The following is a 20,532-nucleotide window of genomic DNA, read 5'->3' as shown; positions in this document are numbered from 1 at the left end:
GGTTTGGTTAAACATACAACGGAAAACACAATACACAAGCTGTAACGTTTGAATGTTGTGATGTAATGGGCCTTAGCGTATCGCGCCAAAATTGTTGTAAAGGATAAAGATAATAAAATGCCTATAAAAAAACACATTGCAGTAACCAGTTTACTGGGCGCTAGTTTTGCTGCCTTAGGGCAAAACTCCTTTATCGTAGAAGATTTAAAAGTAGAAGGGTTGCAGCGTGTAGCATTAGGTGCTGCATTAACACACATTCCGATCAACGTTGGTGACAATATTGATCAGTTTACGATTTCACGCACAATCAAGGCGCTGTACAAATCAGGGCATTTTGACAACATCGCGGTATTTCGTGATGGCAACCAAATTATCTTTAAAGTCAAAGAGCGTCCTACAATCAGCTCTATTGAGTTTGATGGTAACAAAGACATTAAAGATGAACAGCTCAACGAAAGCTTAGAACAGCAAAACATTCGCCAAGGTGAGCCGTTAGACAAGACAGTGCTTGATAGCATCGAAAAAGGTCTCACAGAGTTTTTCCACAGTATTGGTAAGTACAATGCGAAAGTGGAAGTCAGTATTGTTGAGTTACCTCGCAACCGTGTAAAGTTGAAGCTTAAATTCGAAGAAGGTGATGCCGCGTCTGTACGTCAAATCAACCTTGTTGGTAATGAGCTGTTTTCAGATGAAGAGTTACTTAATCTCATTGAGTCACAACAAGACTTACCTTGGTGGCGCTTTTTATCTAATGACCGTTATCAGAAGCAAACCATTGAAGGTGACTTAGAAAAAATCCGCAGCTACTACCTAGACCGTGGTTATTTGCGCTTTAATATTGACTCGACACAAGTTTCAGTAAGTCCAGAGCGTGAGTCGGTATACGTTACCGCGAATATCACTGAAGGTGAAAAATATACTGTCAAAGGGTTTGACTTTATTGGTGACTTACTAGGGCGTGAAGATCTGATTAAAGAAATCGTGCCACTGCGTGCCGGTGAGCTTTACAATGGCTCGGTAGTGACCGCAACGGAAGATTTTATTAAGAGCTATCTTGCGCGCTTCGGTTATGCCAATGCGGAAGTTCGCACCGTGCCAGAAATTAACGATGAAGATAAAGAAGTACAATTAACGTTGTCTGTCGACCCTGGCAAGCGAGTATATGTACGTCGCATTGTAGTAAACGGTAACCAAAATACTGCGGATGAAGTACTTCGTCGTGAAATGACTCAGCTAGAAGGTGCTTGGCTTTCTAATCAAAACCTTGAACGCTCTAAATTACAAATACAACGCTTGCCATATATGGAAACGGTTGAGTTTGAAGTTAAGCCAATTCCGGGTGTAGAAGACCAAGTCGATGTTGACTTTACCGTAAAAGAGCAGCCTGCGGGTAGCTTCCAAGCCGGTGTTGCGTATGGCTCCTATGCGGGTCTGCAATTTAACATTGGTGTTAGTGAATCAAACTTCCTTGGCTCTGGTAATCAAGTGGCGTTCAATATCAACACGTCACGTGGCTCTGAGCGTTATAGCGTTTCCTACACAGATCCATACTTTACGCCAGATGGTGTGTCACAAGGTAGTAGTATTTTCTACAGTAAGTTTGACGCCAGTGAGTTTGGTATCGTCGACTATAAATCAACGAGCTATGGTTTAGGTACTAATTTTGGTTTCCCTATCAATGCCATAAACCGTGTTAATTTTGGTATTCGTTGGATAGAAGAAAGCCTATCGCAAATTTCAGACTTTGAGCAAACTCGAGTACTACGTGAAAGCTTCTTAAACGAAAGTGACCCAGATGCTGATTATGACTTTACGAAATATGAGCTAAGTGCCGGTTGGTCACGAGTTACGGTTAACCGTGGTATGTTCCCAACCGCCGGTTCTCGCCAAAGTGTGAATCTAAGTGTGACTACACCAAATTCGGATCTTAACTTCTTTAAGATCAACTATGATTCTCGCTTTTACTGGCCAATTAGTAACGACCACCGCTGGGTATTCTCAGCAAGAGCAGGCTTAGGCTATGGTAATGGTTATGGCGAAACCAATGGTTTTGAACAAGTATTACCATTCCAGGAATTCTTCCGTATTTCTGAACAAGAATTACGCGGTTTTGATCGTAATACTATTTTACCTAGAGCGGTTCAGCGTGCGCCTAAATGTCTACCAGGTACAGCTAAACCAGACGGTAGTGCTGGTAGCTGTATCGGTGCTGATCCTGAGTTCGACACGTTATCTTTAGGTGGCCGTATTGGTGGTAATGCCAAAGCGCTTGCAGGGCTTGAGCTAATTGTGCCAACGCCATTCTTAGATGAAGAAAACACCAGTTCAGTAAGAACCAGCTTCTTTGTTGATGCGGCCAACGTTTGGGATACCGAATTTGATGTAGACCGCTACAACAACTTGACGGAAGATCAATACAAATTACTTTCTGATTTCTCTGATCCAACGAGGTTCAGAGTGTCAACGGGTCTATCGATTCAGTGGATCTCACCAATGGGACCTATGCTGATCAGTTTCGCCTACCCGCTTAAAAAAGAAGAAGAAGACGATACGAAGACGATCAGCTTCAACATCAGTAATACATTCTAAGGAGTTTTATTGTGAAAAAATTTATCAAATCATCAACACTAGCGATGACAGCAGCACTTATGATGGGTGCATCAGGTAGTGCGTTTGCACATAAAGTTGGAGTTGTAGATATGCAAGAAGTGTATAAACAAATTCCACAGATGGCGAAAATTGAGCAAACACTTCAAGCTGAATTTGCTGAGCGTCGTCAAGAGCTTGAAAAAATTCAAGGTGACATTCGTTTTGAAGCAGAAAAGTTCAAGCGTGAGTCAACAACGATGAGCGAAGAGCAAAAAGAAGCGCTACGCGAAAAAATTCAAGGGATGCAGAAAACACTGGCTGAAAAAGGTCGTCCGTTAGAGCAAGAAATTAAAGTTCGTCAGAACCAAGAGCTTGCAAAAGTACAGAAGCTAATTGTAGATGCAATTGAGTCTGTTGCTAAAAAAGGTAAGTTTGACGAAGTTAAAGTAAAAGATACGACAATTTACTTTAATCCTGATAAAGTAGCCGACCTTTCTGATGAAGTGGTAAAAGCGGTTAGCAGCAAGTAATGACAAAACTTTACACCTTATCTCAACTAGCTGAGTCCTTAGGTGCTCAGCTACAGGGTGATGGCGATAAACCAATTAGGAATATTGCCACCTTGGCGATGGCGCAAGAAGACCAAATCGCATTCTTAGCCAATAGTAAGTACCGTAGTCAGCTCGATAGTACAGCTGCTGGTGCCGTGATCCTGAGCGAAAAGGATGCGGAATATTTCTCCGGTAACAAACTTATTATTGCGGATCCCTATGTTGCATATGCAAAGCTGGCGCAAAAGTTAGATTCTACGCCACGCTCGGCAGATGGTATTCATGATTCAGCCATTATTTCAGCTACAGCAACCCTAGGCAAAGATGTCAGTGTGGGTGCAAATGCTGTTATTGAAGATGGTGCAGTGATTGGTGATGGTGTTGAGATAGGGCCTGGTTGTTTTATTGGTAAATATACCAAAATAGGCACAAGGACTAAACTCTGGGCGAACGTAACCGTCTATCATGAGGTTCAGATTGGTGAAGATTGCTTATTCCAATCTGGTTCTGTTATCGGAAGTGATGGCTTCGGCTACGCAAACGAAAAAGGCGAGTGGGTTAAAATTCCACAAGTTGGCACAGTAATTATAGGTGACCGCGTTGAAGTTGGTGCAAGCACCTCTATAGATAGAGGGGCACTTGAAGATACCATCATCCACAGCAATGTTATTTTAGATAACCAAATTCAGATTGCTCACAATGTTGAGGTCGGTTATGGCACGGCAATAGCTGGCTGCACGGTACTTGCGGGTAGTGTAAAAATCGGCAAATACTGTCAGATAGGTGGTATGTCAGCGATAAACGGCCACAATGAGGTCTGTGATGGTGTTGTTATTACCGGTATGAGTATGGTGACCAAAAGCATTACGCAGCCTGGGATCTACTCTTCTGGTTTGCCTCACCAAACGAATAAAGAGTGGCGTAAGTCGATTGCACACTTACGCAATTTATCTGACTTTAAGTCGCGTCTGAAGGCACTTGAGTTGCTAACAGCACAGCTTAAAGATACTGATGTAGAATAAGGAAGCTATTTTGGCTAACGAATTAAACAGCTTTGATATCCAAGAGATTTTAAAACTTCTTCCACACCGTTATCCCATGTTATTGGTTGATAAGGTGGTGGACTATAAACCGGGTGAGCATCTTCATGCGATTAAAAATGTGACCATCAATGAACCTATTTTCACCGGTCACTTCCCAGAGCAGCCTATTTTTCCTGGAGTACTGATCCTAGAAGCAATGGCACAAGCGACGGGCTTACTTGGTTTTAAAACTGTCGAGAATCGCAGTGAAAATGAACTATACTTATTTGCAGCGATCGACAATGCACGTTTTAAACAGCCAGTACTTCCTGGCGATACAATGCATTTGCACGTTAATTTTGTAAAAGAACGCCGTAATATCTGGAAGTTTAGTGCTGAGGCTAGAGTTGAAGGTAACATCGTGTGCTCAGCTGAAATCATGTGTGCTAGAAGAGAGTTTTAATGTCTATTCATCCTACCGCAATTATCGAGTCAGGCGCGCGTTTAGGCGAAAATGTATCCGTAGGTCCTTATAGTTACATTGGCAACGATGTTGCCATCGGTGATAACTGTAAAATTGAATCACATGTTGTGATTAAAGGGCCATCTGAGATTGGTTCAGGTAACCACATTTTCCAATTCGCGTCAGTAGGGGAAGCCTGCCAAGATAAAAAGTACAAGGATGAACCAACCAAGCTGATCATTGGTGATAATAACGTTATTCGCGAGTGCGCCACGATTCACCGTGGCACAATCCAAGATGAAGGGATCACCAAAATCGGCAGTAACAACTTATTCATGGCCTACACTCACGTAGCTCATGATGCTGTAATTGGCAGTAATGTTATTTTTGCCAATAATGCCAGTGTGGCAGGGCATGTACATATTGGTGACTGGGTTATCTTAGCTGGTAATTCAGGGGTGCATCAATTTTGTAAAGTAGGATCACATGCTTTTGTTGGTATGTACTCTGGCGTTAATCAAGATGTCCCGCCTTTTGTCACAACCACAGGCACGCCAGCGAGACCTGTTGCGATTAATACTGAAGGTTTAAAACGTCGTGGTTTTGAGTCAGATGAAATAATGGCTACTCGACGCGCTTATAAAACGTTATTCCGTAAAGGTTTGCGCCTAGAAGATGCGCTAGAAGCTTTAAAAGAAGAAGCTTCACAGTTCTCAGCCGTACAGCAAATGATTGACTTTATTGCGACCTCTAACCGTGGCTTGATCCGCTAAACTTGAACCGCAATAAGAGTTATACTTACGCCATACAAATTGTATGGCGTTTTTTTATACTGAAAGACAATAATGGCTAACGAAAAAAACATTACCATTGGCGTGGTTGCAGGGGAATTATCAGGCGATATACTCGGCGCAGGCCTTATTAATGCTCTAAAAGTTCATTACCCCAACGCTCGATTTGTGGGCATTGGCGGACCTAAGATGCAACAAGCAGGATGCAACAGTCTATTCGATATGGATGAATTAGCGGTCATGGGGCTAGTCGAGGTACTTGGTCGCTTACCTCGTCTGCTAAAAATCAAAAAGCAATTGGTGAATTATTTCATCGATAATCCACCTGATGTATTTATAGGTATTGATGCTCCAGACTTTAACCTTAGAGTTGAAAAGCCATTAAAAGCCGCTGGGATAAAAACCATTCAATATGTAAGCCCTAGTGTTTGGGCGTGGCGTCAAAAGCGTATTCACAAGATCGCTGAAGCGACTAACCTAGTGCTCTCCCTGTTGCCTTTTGAAAAAGCCTTTTACGACAAACATGAAGTACCTTGTACATTCGTAGGCCATACGCTGGCGGATGAGATCCCTCTTGAACCGGATACCGAAGGTGCAAGGGCGCAGCTACATATCAGCCCTGACGATACAGTATTGGCTTTACTGCCTGGAAGTCGTGGCTCGGAAGTGGGATTATTAAGTCGTACTTATCTTGCAACGGCAAAAAAATTAGTTGATAAAATTCCCAATTTAAAAATAGTTGTGCCACTGGTAAATGAAAAGCGCAAAGCGCAGTTCTTAGATGCGCTGCAAGAAGTCGCACCAGAGCTTAATCCAATTATGCTAGATGGTCAGTCTGCATTGGCGATGCAAGCGGCTGATACCGTTTTATTGGCGTCAGGCACAGCGACACTAGAAGCGATGCTCTATAAAAAACCTATGGTTGTAGGCTATAAACTAAATCCGAAGAGCTACTGGATATTTAATACCTTTTTTACCTTTAATATCAAATACTTTGCTTTGCCAAATCTACTAGCCGATGCGCCGCTCGTGCCGGAGTTTTTGCAGGCAGAATGTAACCCTGATGCGCTTGCTGATGCACTGTTTCCGATGTTAAAAGGTGATAACAGCAAACTTATTAGAAAATTTTACGAAATACACGAAAACATACGCTTAGATGCCAGCAAGCAAGCGGCTCAAGCAGTGATGGAGTTAATAGATGCAAATTGAACGTCCTGATGTGCAGTATATTGCAGGCGTTGACGAAGTCGGGCGCGGCCCATTAGTGGGCGACGTTGTGACAGCAGCCGTTATTTTAGATCCAAATAAGCCGATTGCGGGTTTGACTGACTCTAAGAAATTGTCAGAAAAAAAACGCATCGCATTGGCACAAGAAATAAAAGAAAAAGCGCTGTGCTACCATATTGCCAGAGCAACGGTTGCCGAAATCGATGAGCTAAATATTCTCCATGCAACCATGTTGGCGATGACTCGAGCGGTGGAAGGCTTGGAAGTTCAGCCTCAGCATGTATTTGTAGATGGTAATCGATTGCCCAAATTGAATGTTGCAGCGACCGCAGTGGTCAAAGGTGATAGCCTTGTGGCGGAAATTAGTGCAGCTTCTATCTTGGCGAAAGTGACTCGAGACAACGAGATGTTAGCACTGGATGCTGAATATCCTGAGTTTGGTTTTGCAGGCCATAAAGGCTATCCGACGAAAGCCCACTTTGCTGCGCTTGAAGCACATGGGGTAACACCCCATCATCGCACAAGCTTTAAGCCTGTGCAGCGCATCATAGCTGGGAAGGAGTAAGTATGCCAGCCCCGCAGTTTGTCCATTTACGTGTACACAGTGATTTTTCAATGGTGGATGGCCTAGCCAAGACTAAGCCGATTGTTGCAAGAGCTGAAGAGCTTGAAATGCCAGCCCTGGCCATTACCGATCAAATGAATTTATGTGGTTTGGTACGCTTTTATGGTGGCGCACATGGGGCTGGGATCAAACCAATCATCGGAGCGGATTTTTGGTTGAAGTCAGATCAGTTTCCTGATGAGCCTAGCAGGATCTTAGTGCTAGCTAAAAACAACCAAGGATATAAAAACCTTACCTTACTCATTTCGGACGCCTATCTTCGTGGTCACGTATTTCACCGTCCGGTTATTGATAAAGCGTGGTTAGCAAAATATAAAGAAGGCTTGATCTTGATCTCAGGTGCCAAAGACGGTGACTTGGGAAAAGCCATCTTAAAAGGCAATCCGAAACTTATTGAAGAAACACTCGAATTTTACGAAACACACTTTCCCGATCATTTTTATATCGAGTTACAACGTACATCCAGAGCACAAGAAGAAGAATATCTCCATAGCGCTGTAGAGCTTGCAGCGGCAAGAAACTTACCGGTTGTAGCGACTAATGAAGTGGTATTTCTCCACGAAAAAGATTTTGATGCCCATGAAATCCGAGTGGCTATTCATGATGGCTACACATTAGAGGATAAAAATAGACCTAAGCGCTTTTCCAAAGAGCAGTATCTAAAAACGTCTGAACAAATGCAGGCGCTTTTTAGCGATATACCCGAAGCGCTCGAAAATACGGTTGAGATCGCCAAGCGATGTAACGTTACCGTACAACTTGGTACGTATTTCTTACCTGACTATCCAACCGGCGATCTAGCCATTGAAGACTTCTTGGTAAAAGTGTCGCGCGATGGTCTAGAAGAGCGATTACAGTTCTTATTTCCTGAAGAAGACGAACGTAAAGAAAAACGCGGTGAGTACGATGAGCGTTTGCAAATTGAGCTAGACGTTATCAACCAAATGGGATTTCCTGGTTATTTCTTAATCGTAATGGAGTTCATTCAGTGGAGTAAAGATAACGGTATACCTGTAGGCCCGGGTCGTGGTTCTGGTGCGGGCTCTTTGGTCGCTTATGCGCTGAAGATCACTGACCTTGATCCGCTTGAGTTTGATCTGCTATTCGAACGATTCCTCAACCCAGAACGGGTATCTATGCCTGACTTCGACGTCGACTTTTGTATGGATAGGCGCGATGAGGTAATCGATCACGTTGCAAAACTCTATGGCCGTGACGCAGTATCTCAGATCATTACCTTTGGTACTATGGCGGCAAAAGCCGTGATCCGTGATGTTGGCCGTGTACTCGGGCATCCCTATGGCTTTGTAGATAGGATTTCTAAGCTGGTACCGGGTGACCCTGGTATGACCTTGGCAAAAGCGTTTGATGTTGAGCCACGTTTACCTGAAGCGTATGACAGTGATGAGGAAGTTAAAGAGCTAATTGATAAATGTCGTATTCTTGAAGGTTGTACGCGTAATGCCGGTAAACATGCCGGTGGTGTTGTTATCTCGCCTACGACGATCACCGATTTTGCGGCACTGTATTGTGACGAAGAGGGTAAGTTTCCGGTTACTCAGTTTGACAAGAACGATGTAGAGACCGCAGGCCTTGTTAAGTTCGACTTCTTAGGATTGAGAACGCTGACTATTTTGCAGTGGGCGCTCGATATGGCAAATGAACGTTTAGCCAGAGAGAACCGCGAACCCGTTGACATTGCAGCAATCCCTTTAGACGATCCGGCAAGCTTTAATGTACTACTCGATGCCCAAACTACGGCGGTCTTCCAGCTAGAATCTCGCGGAATGAAAGACCTCATTCGCCGCTTAAAACCTGACTGTTTTGAAGACATGATCGCATTGGTTGCGTTATTCCGCCCAGGTCCACTGCAATCGGGAATGGTAGATAACTTTATCGACCGTAAGCATGGTCGAGAGGAAGTCTCTTATCCTGACGCACAATATCAACATGATAGTTTACAACCTATTCTAGAGCCGACTTACGGGATCATCCTGTACCAAGAGCAGGTTATGCAGATTGCACAGGTACTTGCAGGTTATAGTTTGGGTGGCGCTGACTTACTACGTCGCGCAATGGGTAAGAAAAAACCCGAAGAAATGGCAAAACAGCGTGCAACGTTCGAAGATGGTGCCAAAAATAATGGTGTTGATGGCGAACTGGCCATGAAGATCTTCGATTTGGTAGAGAAGTTTGCAGGTTATGGTTTTAACAAATCACACTCTGCTGCTTATGCCTTAGTGTCGTATCAAACGCTGTGGATGAAGACCCACTTTCCTGCAGAATTTATGGCCGCAGTAATGTCCGCCGATATGGATAATACTGACAAAATTGTTACCTTGGTGGATGAATGCGAAAACATGAAGTTGACGCTACTACCACCAGATGTCAATGCCGGAGTTTACAAGTTTACGGTCAATCTTAAAGGTGAGATAGTTTATGGAATTGGTGCCATAAAAGGTGTCGGTGAGGGACCGGTAGAGGCAATTCTTGAAGCGCGTGAAGCAGGTGGTGAATTTAAAGATTTATTTGATTTCTGTGCTCGCGTGGATTTAAAACGTCTTAATAAACGTGTAATTGAAAAACTCATTTATGCAGGTGCGCTCGATAAGCTGGGCCCAGATGGAGATCAACCCGGACGTGCGACTTTACTGGCAAGCCTACAAGATGCAATGAAGTCTGCTGAGCAGCATCACAAAGCTGAATCGCTAGGACAAAGTGACTTGTTCGGGTTATTGGCTGTCGAACCCGATGAAGTAGAGCTGGCCTTTATTAAAGCGACGCCACTGAGTGATAAAGAGTGGCTGCATGGCGAAAAAGAAACGCTGGGCCTTTACCTTACTGGTCACCCCATTAACCAATATCGTAAAGAATTAAAATACTATACCTCTGGTAAGTTGGTTGACTTGCAACCGGGTAATCGTGATACGGTAGCTACCGCAGCAGGATTAGTTATTAATGCACGTACGCTAATAAATAAAAAAGGTGCGCGCTGGGGACTTATCACTTTAGATGACAAAAGTGCCCGCATTGATGTACGCTTATTTCCTGAACAGTTTGAAATGTACCAAGAATTGCTGCAAATTAACCAAATCTTGGTAATATCTGGACAGGTCAGCTTTGATAACTTCTCTGGTGGCATTACAATGACCGCAAGAGAAGTCTCTACCATTGCTCAAGCGCGAGAAAAACGCATTAGTGCAATAAAAATGACGCTAAATATGGCTCAAATTGACGCGAACTTCTTTGATAATTTCAAAAAAGTATTAGAACCATATAAATTTGGAACATGTCCAGTAATCATAAAATATCAGCGTCCTGATGCATTAGCAGAGTTAACATTAGGAACACAATGGTGTGTGACGCCCAGTGATGAACTTTTAACTCGTTTGTCACTGTTGGCGGCGCAAGAATTAGAATTAGAATTTAACTAAACAGGTAGTTTAGAGCATGAGCCTCAATTATCTTGAATTTGAACTTCCAATTGCAGAATTGGAAGCAAAGATCAAAGAATTACAAAACGTTAGCCGTTCGGGTGACTTAGATCTTAGCCTTGAAGAAGAGATCAGCCGCCTAAAAGACAAGAATGTCGAGTTGACCAAGAAAATTTTTGATGACTTGGGTGCATGGCAGGTGTCGCAGTTAGCACGCCATCCGCTTCGTCCATATACTCGCGATTATATTGAACGCATTTTTACCGAGTTTGACGAATTTGCAGGTGACCGCACATTTGCCAATGATCCAGCTATTTTAGGTGGTGTGGCACGGTTAGACGGTAAACCCGTGATGATCATTGGCCAGCAAAAAGGCCGTGATACCGCTGAGAAAATTAAGCGTAACTTTGGCATGCCAAAGCCAGAAGGTTACCGTAAAGCACTGCGCCTTATGGAAATGGCTGAGCGCTTTAAAATGCCAATCATTACTTTTATTGATACTCCGGGAGCATACCCAGGTGTTGGTGCTGAAGAGCGTGGTCAAAGCGAAGCTATCGCACGCAATCTTAAAGTAATGGCTGCACTAAAAGTACCGACTATTTGTACGGTAATTGGTGAAGGCGGCTCGGGTGGTGCATTGGCTATCGGTGTCGGTGACAGAGTAAACATGTTGCAGTACAGCACATACTCAGTTATATCACCAGAAGGGTGTGCTTCTATACTATGGAAGAGCGCAGAAAAAGCATCGTTGGCAGCAGAGGCTATGGGTGTATCTGCATCTCGCGTTAAAGAATTAGACTTGATTAATAACATCATCGAGGAGCCACTAGGTGGCGCACATCGCAATTATGATGCGATGGCGAAAAACCTTAAGGCACAGCTAAAGCGTGACCTTGCGGATCTTGAAGCGTTAAGCTCAGAAGAGATGCTCGATCAGCGATACAAGCGTTTGATGTCGTTCGGATATTGTTAATACAAATTGAGTTGTGTATTGATAAGCAACTGGATTTAAGATAAAAAGCCGCTATTAAGCGGTTTTTTTATTGGGGTTATGGCTGAGGATATGAGAAATAGCCACGTGTACCATCAGGTGCAGCGAAATCTGGAGCAATTTATTGCTACTTCGCCTGGGCTTTGTGTAGCTTTATCTGGTGGCGTAGACTCCGTGGTGTTGCTGCACCTTTGTAAGCTTTATGCAGATAAGCATGGTCTTGCTCTACAAGCTGTGTATGTTAATCATGGGTTATCTGAACATGCTCAAAAGTGGCAGCACTTTTGTCAATCATTATGCCATTCGTTGGCTGTGCCGTTTACTGCTAAATCTGTCTTTATTACCCAAAAAAGCCGCACTAGTTTGGAAGCTCAGGCCCGCGATGCTCGCTACCAAGCATTAGATGAAGCCGCGCAGCCGGAATATATTCTCGTGTTAGGCCAACATGCTGATGATCAGGTTGAGACGTTTTTGCTGCGATTAAAACGCGGCTCAGGTTTATTGGGTTTAGGTGCAATGAAGCCATACACTCAGCTTAAAAGTGGACGAGCGTGTATGCGGCCTTTACTCAATACGACACGGGATGAAATCGAGGCATTCGCCCAGCAGTTTGGCCTTAGCCACATTGATGATGAGTCTAACAAAGATGATGTATTTGATCGTAACTTTCTACGTAATCAAGTTATTCCGTTGTTGAAGTCGAGATTTAATGGTTTTGTTGCTAGTGTGCTGCGAACTGTTGAGATTTTACAAAGCCAGCAAGCTATCATAGATGAAATAAGCGCAGAAGATTTAAAAAAATGTCAGTACCAAAACACATTAGACATTACTTCTTTGTCTCAATTATCGCCGGCGCGGCGAGATAACGTCATACGCCGGTGGCTGGCACATCAGAATGTTGATATGCCTAGTCAAAAGCAACTAGATCAAATAGTGCAGCAGGCGTTTTCAGCAAAGCAAGATAACCAACTAAAAATCGCGCTTTCACAAGGTGCTGTGCGTAGCTATCGAGGCGCTCTGCATTGGGTTACACCGGTTAAAAAGAAGCAAGATATCGTTATTGCAGACCACAGTGTACTCAACGAGCATAGTCACCCTCTAGCGATGATGTCAGGTAATGGCTGTCGGTTACCATTGTCAGATGAGGTAGTCAGCGTTCGTTATGGTAGGTTAAAAGATAAAATTAGGCCAAAGGGCAAGCCTGGCTCAAACACATTAAAGCATTGGCTAAAAGACTTACGTATCCCAAGCTGGGCGCGTGAATCTATCGCGGTAATTTATTACAATGACACACCGGTTGCAGTAGTCGATTTGTTTGTTAATGCTGAATACGCTGACAACGATGGAATTAATTGGATAATAAATGATGACAGAAAATCTGAAAATAGGTAGACAGCTTGCAAGAAAAGCGCCTTACGCTTTGGCAATCACATTCATTATTTTTGCCTTACTGTTTGTATTTGGTGAAGTAGTGTGGGTGAATCAAGTGTTTGCATCAGCTTCAGGGGTGATGAGCGTAGTTTTTTTATTGCTTTACTGGCATGAGAAAGGTGGTCTTTACTTTATTCTCGGCTTACTGTCGCCTTTATTTGCAGTCGTATTTTCGACACTACCCGACTTCCTTGCATTGGCGTGGGTTGTGAATGGGTTTTTTAATGGAGCTGCTTTCACTTTAATCGTTTATCTGTATGTAGATAAAGACGCTCAGCGCTCGTGATAACGCTGAGCAAAAGGGGAAAGCGTGTTGTTTATACTGCACGTGCGCAGTTTCGTCCGGCGGCTTTAGCGCGGTAAAGCCCGCTATCGGAACGCGCAAATATATTGTCGGCATTGTCATGGCTTGATGCTAAGGTAAAGCCAATACTTGTCGTTACAGTGTATTTAGCCAACATCGTCGACTTTCTGACGGCATCCATAATTCTTTCTGCGATCACTTTATTAGTGGTAAACGCAGGATCGTCGATTAAGATGGCAAACTCATCACCACCAAACCTAAACACAGCATCTGTCGCTCGCGTTGAAGTTTGTAAAATACGTGAAAATTCGATCAACACCTCATCACCAGCTTTGTGCCCATAAACGTCGTTGACCTGCTTAAAATTGTCTAAGTCCAAAAGCATCAAACTAAAGTTTCTGTGCTGACGACGACAACGCTCAAGCTTTTCTTCAAGGTTGTCTGTAAATTGACTACGATTATACAAGCCCGTTAGTGAATCCTTGGTTGCTAATTGTAATACCCTGTTATACATCAAGGCGTTACGCATTGGGTAGATTAGGCAAGCATGTAACTTGACAAGTTTGGCTTTAATCGCCTCACTAAAAGGAAACTCACTAAAATATACCAATTGCCCCAAGTGCTCTTTTCCTAGCTCCAAATCAAAGCTATTTGCAGGGTAGTGGCTATCGCTATTTTTCATCTGAAAAACACCGAGATTACAGTGAAACTGAATACCAGCAATTTTCGATATTTTAGCAACGTGTTCTGCATAGATTGTAAGCAACTCTTCTATGTCCAACGTTGTTTGTAGTTTATCTACTAAGCGAGCATATTGCTCACCGTTTTGCTTATTATACTGCTCAGAATTGAACGGCAAATAATCGCCTCTGATCGGCAGTCTTTGTGTCAAAATATGGACGTTTTCCATATTTCTTCCCCCTAAATACAACAATACGCATAGACTATGCGAACTTTATGCCAAAAATCTAAACTGGCTTAAAAACAAACGCTTGCTATATTTAATAGGGAGAAAAATAAATCCACTTAAATTTCCCGTCATTTTTTTGCTCAGGAGGTCGATTGCAAAGTATCTTCGCGCAAGTTTTTGCCTTGTTGTTATGTGCTGTTATTTTAGTCTGGTGCTTTAAAAGGATTGGATTGCCGCCTATTTTGGCATACTTACTAACGGGCGTAATAGCGGGTAGTCATGGTATCGGTTGGATGAGTGATAGCCATGAAATTCACTTTATGGCTGAGCTTGGGATCGTATTTTTGCTGTTTAGTTTAGGTCTTGAATTTTCGGTTCCAAAATTAATGGCAATGCGTAACGTGGTTTTTGGTTTGGGTAGTTTACAAGTCATTCTCACAACGGTAATTGGTATGTTAGTGTTGCGTTTTATGCAACATGGTTGGGTTGCCGCGTTTGTTATCGCAAGCTTAATCGCACTTTCCTCAACAGCCGTAGTGGTTAAACTATTGAAAGAGTTGGGGATGCTCAATGCTCGGCACGGCCAATTGGGGATAGGCATGTTACTGTTTCAAGACATTGCCGTCGTGCCGTTATTGATTGCCTTTCCACTCATTTCTTCAGCAAGTAATTCACAACTGGCGTCAGCATTAGTTTTTGCTTTTGCAAAAGGCGCGATTGTTTGCTTTGTTCTATGGGCTGTTGGTAAGTGGTTGCTACCTAAAATATTCAACGAAATTGCGCTTGTTAGAACGGATGAGTTATTCGTATTGTCAACTTTGGTGGTGGCCTTGTGTGCCGGCGCATTGACCTACTCATTTGGGTTATCTATGGCTCTTGGGGCATTTTTGGCCGGTATGATGCTTGGAGAAAGCCAATACCGTCATCAACTCGAAGCGGAGATACGACCCTTTAGGGACATTCTAATGGGGTTGTTCTTTGTCACTGTTGGGATGCAATTAAACATTCCCTATGTGCTTGACCAATTCATCTACATTGTCGCCGCACTTGCTGCTGTGCTGGTAATTAAAGTATTGGTTATTGCTGCTATTGCGCAGCTCATGGGTGAGCGTAAAAAAGACGCGTGGGGAGCTGGTATTTTGATTTGGCAAATGGGTGAGTTTGGATTTGTTTTACTTGCTTTGGCAAGCAAGCACCAACTATTGGCGCAACACGTTGTGTCATTTTTGATTGCGGTAGGTGTTTTATCTATGGCTCTCACTCCTTATCTTATCGGTAAAACGGCACAAATACTTAATATCTTGCGTATAGAAAAAGACTGGCAACCAGAAGTGCCCAGTGGTTATAAAACTTCAGATTTAAAAAACCATGTGGTGATATTTGGCTATGCTAGAGTTGGCCAGACCATTGCCCGCTTCTTACGACCAGAGGCCATCCCATATGTAGCAATTGAGCGTAATCCACAAATAGTTCAGGATGCACAGCTTGCCGGAGAGCCTGTTTTATTTGGTCATGCGGCGCAAAAAACGTTACTAAAATCAGCCCATATAGACAAAGCGCGTTTGGTGATCATCACATTTGACGATTTTGAGCAGACACAAGTTATCGTGGATGCGATTCGTCGCCGTACAGAAGAGGTCAAAATTTTAGTACGAATGAAAGATGATAATCATATGGAACAGTTAAAAAGTATGGGAGTAGCGGAGGTTGTACCTGAAAGCTTAGAGGCTAGTTTGATGTTGGTTTCCCACGTTCTTTATATGTCGGGCGTGCCCATGCGCAGGATCTTTCGTCGAGTCAGTCAAGAACGAGAAAACCGTTATCCTTATTTACATGGATTTTTTGCAGGTGAAAGTAGTGACTTACATGAAATGAAAGGAGAGCGGTTAGAGTACCTGCATGCGCTAGCACTACCAGACAATGCTTATGCCGTAGATAAGTCGATAGCTGAGCTTGGACTTAGTGGTAAACGTGTTGATATCACCGCGCTCAGGCGAGACGGCGAGGAAATTGAACAGCCTGATGAGCATACTGTACTGCGAGTGAACGACGTTTTACTGCTGCGCGGGAAACCCCGGCGCGTTGAAAGGGCAGAGCAATTCTTGCTCGACGGCCTTCCGTAATGATGTTGCATCAGCGTAATACATGGAGTAGGAGCAAGTTTACCCTTCGATCTTGCGGGTTTTTCTGTTTTCACAGTTCGCTTCATAAAGCGCCTCTGACAACACGAAGTAGGAGCAAGTTTACCTTGCGATCTTGTGTTTTTCTGTTTTCACAGTTCGCTGCATAAAGCGTCTCCTACCACATGGAGTAGGAGCAGGTTTACCCTGTGATTTTGCGGGTTTTTCTGTTTTCACAGTTCGCTGCATAAAACGTCTCCGACAACATGGAGTATGAGCAGGTTTACCCTGCGATCTCGTGTTTTTCTGTTTTCACAGTTCGCTTCATAAAGCGCCTCTGACAACACGAAGTAGGAGCAGGTTTACCCTGCGATCTCGTGTTTTTCTGTTTTCACAGCTTGCCACATAAAGCGCCTGCCACTAAACGGAGTAGGAACAAGTTTACTCTGCGATCTTGTGTTTTTCTATTTTCACAGCTCGCCGCATAAAGCGTCTCTTACTACACGGGTAGGTGCAGGATGCACTGACTTAATTTTGAGCATCTGGCATATTCAAAGATACGATATTTTTTTGCAATAAATGCATTTGGGTGAATAAAAAGGTTTCACCATTAAAGTCCGCCAAATATCGGCTATTACTGGGTATTGTTGTAAGACGTTGATATATCTTTTTATTAAGATGATAAGACCAGAGCTGGTTATGGTTATTTACACCGTACAATATACCGTCATTATAAACGGCAAATGGTTGAGCTAACTGATCGCGAAGCTCACGTAGCTCAGTCGGGAAAGGCGATATGTTTAGGTTAATAAACCAAAAACGCTTACTCATATCTTGATAAATAAAATGTCCATCATCTACTTGTGCAGCCCAAACTACATTTTCAGAAACCACGAGCGAGGCTTCTTTGGTATCTTTGTTAATAATGTAAAGTCCAGCTTGCCCATTTTCTCTTGCTGTGACTAATAACGTTGTTGGCGTCAACCATTGCATAACGGAATCAATAGCAAGAGAATTAGAGATAAAAGTTTTTTCTCCTTCTAAAGACCACAGTGTAAGTCCTTTTTGCGTTGTGCCTGCTATCTCATTCCCCGTAGGAGACCAAGCAATTCGCTTGCTAATGTTGTCATGCTGTGAGTTGGTCAGTTGCGAAACACTTTGACTATTGTAAAGCCATATTTGTCTTGAACCCGTGCGTGTAGATGTAAAGGCAATATGATCACCATGAGGCTGAAACTGCGGGTTGTCTTCTCCCATTATTGTCCTAGCAACCTTTTTTGTTATAGCGGTTTGGTGATTTCGTATTTGGGCAAGACTTAAGGTAAAAATATCAGTATCAGCGTGTATCTGCGTTGCTAAAATATGTCTTCCGTCAGCTGAAAAGGCAGCTCCTCTTAGATTTTTTCTACCTCCAGTATCAAGCGTAACCATTTTCCCGCTGGTTTCTAGTCTATAAAGTCCGTTGGTCGTCGAAGCCAGCAAGTACTCGCCGCTTGGATGAAAACTGATGTCAATCGGTTGCAATGGCGACAGCTCGTACGGGAGAGCAATTTTTGCAGTGCTCGTTGTTGCTTTATCTGGACTGTATATAGTCAGATGATGCGAGTTGTGTTCGTCAATACTTACAAGTGCAAAAATATTTTTACTTGCAAGGTAGTCAAGAGTGTAGCTTTTTCCTTTCTGTATATGGTTGATTGTATTGTTTATATTTTCTTTTGGGTTAAAAAGGGAAAGCACCGTTTGTTGAGGGCGCAAATGCGATAAGTAGCTGATTTCCCCATTTTTCATCCAATTTGCACGCCACATAGGTTTTTCTTTACAAGCGATAACGGTACGTGGTGTTTGTGGTGTGTTGAGTGCAGTCTCAAATTCCAGTGTATTTAGGGACCAGCAAAAGGGGGAGGATTGTTGAGCCTTGCAATGACTGCGCTCGGTAAAAGTCAGTCGCTTTGTGTCAGGTGACCAACTTGGTTTACCGTACACGCCTTGGATAGCGGTTAAACGAAATTCTTTGTGCGAGGTTAAATTTTTTACCCAAAGTTGACTGTGACAATTATCGCTAAAGCGCTGAAAAGCAATCCATTTACCATCTGGTGAATAGCTGGCATTAGCATCCCATGCGTCACTTGTGGTTATCGGGGTAAAGTGAGGTTGACTAGGTATTTGTGGGCTGAGTTTGAGTTTAGCTATAAAGGTAGAGGTAAAAGCCACAATCAATACCATGAGCGCCGCTACAGCAAATTTTGCAGCGCGCGGACGATTTTTTCGAACCACTTTACGGGCGACAGGTTTGTTAGCTATCGACGTAACGGGTACCTCTAAACTATAGCCTTTTTTGCTGTGCGTTTTTATAAACTCTAAGTCACGATCAGCATATTTGAATACTTGGCGAACTTGGAAAATGCAGCGCTGTAATGTATTTAGAGAAACAACTCTGTTGTGCCAAACGGTGTTAAGCAGTTGCTCAAAGCTCACCACTTCTCCTGGTTGCTTTGCTAACTCACAGAGTACTGCTATTGCTTTTGGGGGGAGGGTATATGCCTGTTGGTCAATAACAATATGATTGCGAGATACATCCACAAGGTGATCTGCAATCAAAAACTGCTTTAATTCCATTTCAAAATTCTTTTTTCAGCAAATTATCAGCGAAAAATCAGCAAACTTTGTTGTTTTCCCGCACTGTTTTTTCCTAATGTAACACACTGATAAAAATAAACTAAAAAGGAAAGTCATGCGTTTTATTATTTTTCTAGTAATAATGCTAGTTGCGACATCAAGTAAGGTGTATGGACAAACGTTAAAACAACAACCTATCACGATAGGGTTGGAAGTCTCTTTTGCATCTGAGATATTAAAAGAAAATCGAGAGGTCATGATTTACACACCAAATGACTACGACCCAAAGAAGCAATATCAAGTGTTGTACTTACTCGATGCGGAATTCTTTTTTATCCAAACCGTAGGTACTGTGGAATCTTTAGTTAGCACTGGTAAAATACCAGCTACCATAATTGTTGGACTAAAAACAACGGTAAGAACAAGAGACTACTTACCATCAATTAACGGTGAACCGAAAAGTAGCAGACAGCGTTGGATTAAGGAAAAGTTTCCTCAATTTGGTAAAACGACCGAATTTACAAACTTCTTAACTCAAGAGCTGTTTCCTTTCATTGAATCGCGATATTCACTCAAGCCTAATCGTACTTTAGTGGGGTATTCCAATGGCGGGATTTACGGATTACACACCTTTTTAAGCAAGCCAGATGTCTTTACCAATTATCTGCTTATCAGTCCGCCAGGTTGGTGGGGAGAGGAAGAGCTTGACCAGCAGTTTCAAGCTCTGAGCAACTCAGGTCATGATCTTAGCCGCAACTTGTACCTCAGCATTGCAGGGGAGGGTGGTGACTTTTACACTAACGGTATGCGAGTTGCGTCTAACCTTAAAGCACTTCGCTCAACAGATATAAAATGGCAATTTAGCCTCAAAGAATCGGAAACGCATCAAACTACATTTTATCCGAGCCTATATGAAGGGCTAACGAAGCTTTTTGATGACTTCTATTTTGAGCTGAATGAAGAATCTGGAAAATATGCACATATTTCTGATATTGAAGATTACTACCTAAAACTTTCCAAGCGCTATGAGTTTGCGGTGTTAGCGCCAGAGTCTATATATAAAGCACTTGCTGACGCACAAACCAGTCATAAGCGTCTAGACGCTGCACTTGTGACTTTAACGGCATTTGTCACGCGTTATCCTGACTCATCTTATGCCCATGCAAGCCTTGGCCATGGGTATTTAGAGAGTAAATCTTATAATAAGGCTTTGGAGAGTTTTAGTCACGCCTTGCAGCTTGCTAAAACACAGCAAGTCGATGACCCAACAGTATATGATTACTTTGAAAGTATGATAGCCCAAGCGAAAAGTAAAATCGTACAGTAAGCTACACCTCACCTTGTAAAGCTGTTTCTACTAAACGCAGTAGGAACAGCTTTACCCTGCGATCTTGTGTGCTCTTCTGTTTTCACAGCTCGGCGCATAAAGCGCCTCCTACAACACGAAGTAGGAACAGC

At 43.0% G+C, this 20,532-nt stretch carries 15 protein-coding genes; 13 read left to right on the top strand and 2 right to left on the bottom strand.

The genetic code is table 11. The annotated features are described in order from the left end of the window. Positions 1-117 precede the first annotated feature (117 nt). From bamA to HUZ36_RS09590, 11 genes are all read left to right on the top strand, one after another. Positions 118-2,589 (top strand): outer membrane protein assembly factor BamA, encoded by a 2,472-nt coding sequence (gene bamA / locus HUZ36_RS09640; RefSeq protein WP_125253103.1) that lies wholly within the window; start codon positions 118-120, stop codon positions 2,587-2,589. 11 nt (positions 2,590-2,600) lie between these two features. Next, positions 2,601-3,119 (top strand): OmpH family outer membrane protein, encoded by a 519-nt coding sequence (locus HUZ36_RS09635; RefSeq protein ID WP_125253102.1) that lies wholly within the window; start codon positions 2,601-2,603, stop codon positions 3,117-3,119. After that, positions 3,119-4,162 carry a UDP-3-O-(3-hydroxymyristoyl)glucosamine N-acyltransferase gene (gene lpxD, locus HUZ36_RS09630; protein ID WP_128731463.1) on the top strand — a complete coding sequence of 348 codons (1,044 nt, stop codon included), beginning with the start codon at positions 3,119-3,121 and terminating at the stop codon, positions 4,160-4,162. The genes HUZ36_RS09635 and lpxD overlap by 1 nt, the downstream gene beginning before the upstream one ends. Before the next feature lie 10 nt (positions 4,163-4,172). Continuing rightward, entirely contained in the window at positions 4,173-4,625 is a 453-nt protein-coding gene (fabZ, locus tag HUZ36_RS09625; RefSeq protein ID WP_125253100.1) for a 3-hydroxyacyl-ACP dehydratase FabZ, read from the top strand. Then, entirely contained in the window at positions 4,625-5,398 is a 774-nt protein-coding gene (gene lpxA / locus HUZ36_RS09620) for an acyl-ACP--UDP-N-acetylglucosamine O-acyltransferase (protein WP_176032706.1), read from the top strand. The genes fabZ and lpxA overlap by 1 nt, the downstream gene beginning before the upstream one ends. Before the next feature lie 72 nt (positions 5,399-5,470). Then, on the top strand, positions 5,471-6,625 hold the full coding sequence (gene lpxB / locus HUZ36_RS09615; RefSeq protein ID WP_176032705.1) for a lipid-A-disaccharide synthase: 1,155 nt from the start codon (positions 5,471-5,473) through the stop codon (positions 6,623-6,625). After that, entirely contained in the window at positions 6,615-7,208 is a 594-nt protein-coding gene (rnhB, locus tag HUZ36_RS09610; protein WP_125253097.1) for a ribonuclease HII, read from the top strand. Before lpxB ends, rnhB begins: the two co-directional genes overlap by 11 nt. 2 nt (positions 7,209-7,210) lie before the next feature. Next, a complete protein-coding gene (gene dnaE, locus HUZ36_RS09605; protein WP_176032704.1) occupies positions 7,211-10,702 on the top strand; it encodes a DNA polymerase III subunit alpha in 3,492 nt (1,163 codons plus the stop codon). 16 nt (positions 10,703-10,718) lie between these two features. Then, positions 10,719-11,675 (top strand): acetyl-CoA carboxylase carboxyl transferase subunit alpha, encoded by a 957-nt coding sequence (accA, locus tag HUZ36_RS09600; protein ID WP_125253095.1) that lies wholly within the window; start codon positions 10,719-10,721, stop codon positions 11,673-11,675. Positions 11,676-11,765: 90 nt separating this feature from the next. Further along, positions 11,766-13,085: a tRNA lysidine(34) synthetase TilS gene (gene tilS / locus HUZ36_RS09595; protein ID WP_176032703.1), complete on the top strand. Its 1,320-nt coding sequence runs from the start codon at positions 11,766-11,768 to the stop codon at positions 13,083-13,085. Beyond that, entirely contained in the window at positions 13,057-13,410 is a 354-nt protein-coding gene (locus HUZ36_RS09590) for a hypothetical protein (RefSeq protein WP_254879530.1), read from the top strand. The genes tilS and HUZ36_RS09590 overlap by 29 nt, the downstream gene beginning before the upstream one ends. Positions 13,411-13,441: 31 nt before the next feature. Here HUZ36_RS09590 and HUZ36_RS09585 read toward each other — a convergent pair whose 3' ends face one another. Continuing rightward, positions 13,442-14,338, bottom strand: coding sequence for a GGDEF domain-containing protein (locus HUZ36_RS09585; protein ID WP_128731468.1), 897 nt, complete (start codon positions 14,336-14,338; stop codon positions 13,442-13,444). Positions 14,339-14,490: 152 nt separating this feature from the next. Between HUZ36_RS09585 and HUZ36_RS09580 the strand changes: the two genes are divergently transcribed. Then, positions 14,491-16,461 (top strand): monovalent cation:proton antiporter-2 (CPA2) family protein, encoded by a 1,971-nt coding sequence (locus HUZ36_RS09580; protein ID WP_176032702.1) that lies wholly within the window; start codon positions 14,491-14,493, stop codon positions 16,459-16,461. A 525-nt stretch (positions 16,462-16,986) separates the two neighbouring features. Here HUZ36_RS09580 and HUZ36_RS09575 read toward each other — a convergent pair. After that, a complete protein-coding gene (locus tag HUZ36_RS09575) occupies positions 16,987-19,074 on the bottom strand; it encodes a winged helix-turn-helix domain-containing protein (RefSeq protein ID WP_176032701.1) in 2,088 nt (695 codons plus the stop codon). A gap of 115 nt (positions 19,075-19,189) precedes the next feature. Here HUZ36_RS09575 and HUZ36_RS09570 point away from each other — a divergent pair, with 115 nt between their 5' ends. Further along, positions 19,190-20,401, top strand: coding sequence for an alpha/beta hydrolase-fold protein (locus HUZ36_RS09570; RefSeq protein WP_176032700.1), 1,212 nt, complete (start codon positions 19,190-19,192; stop codon positions 20,399-20,401). Positions 20,402-20,532 lie beyond the last annotated feature (131 nt).

Source organism: Pseudoalteromonas sp. McH1-7 (assembly GCF_013366255.1).
Taxonomy (GTDB): Bacteria; Pseudomonadota; Gammaproteobacteria; order Enterobacterales; family Alteromonadaceae; genus Pseudoalteromonas; species Pseudoalteromonas peptidolytica.
Note: the sequence above shows the minus strand (reverse complement) of the source record. Positions and strands in the feature narration are given on the sequence as shown.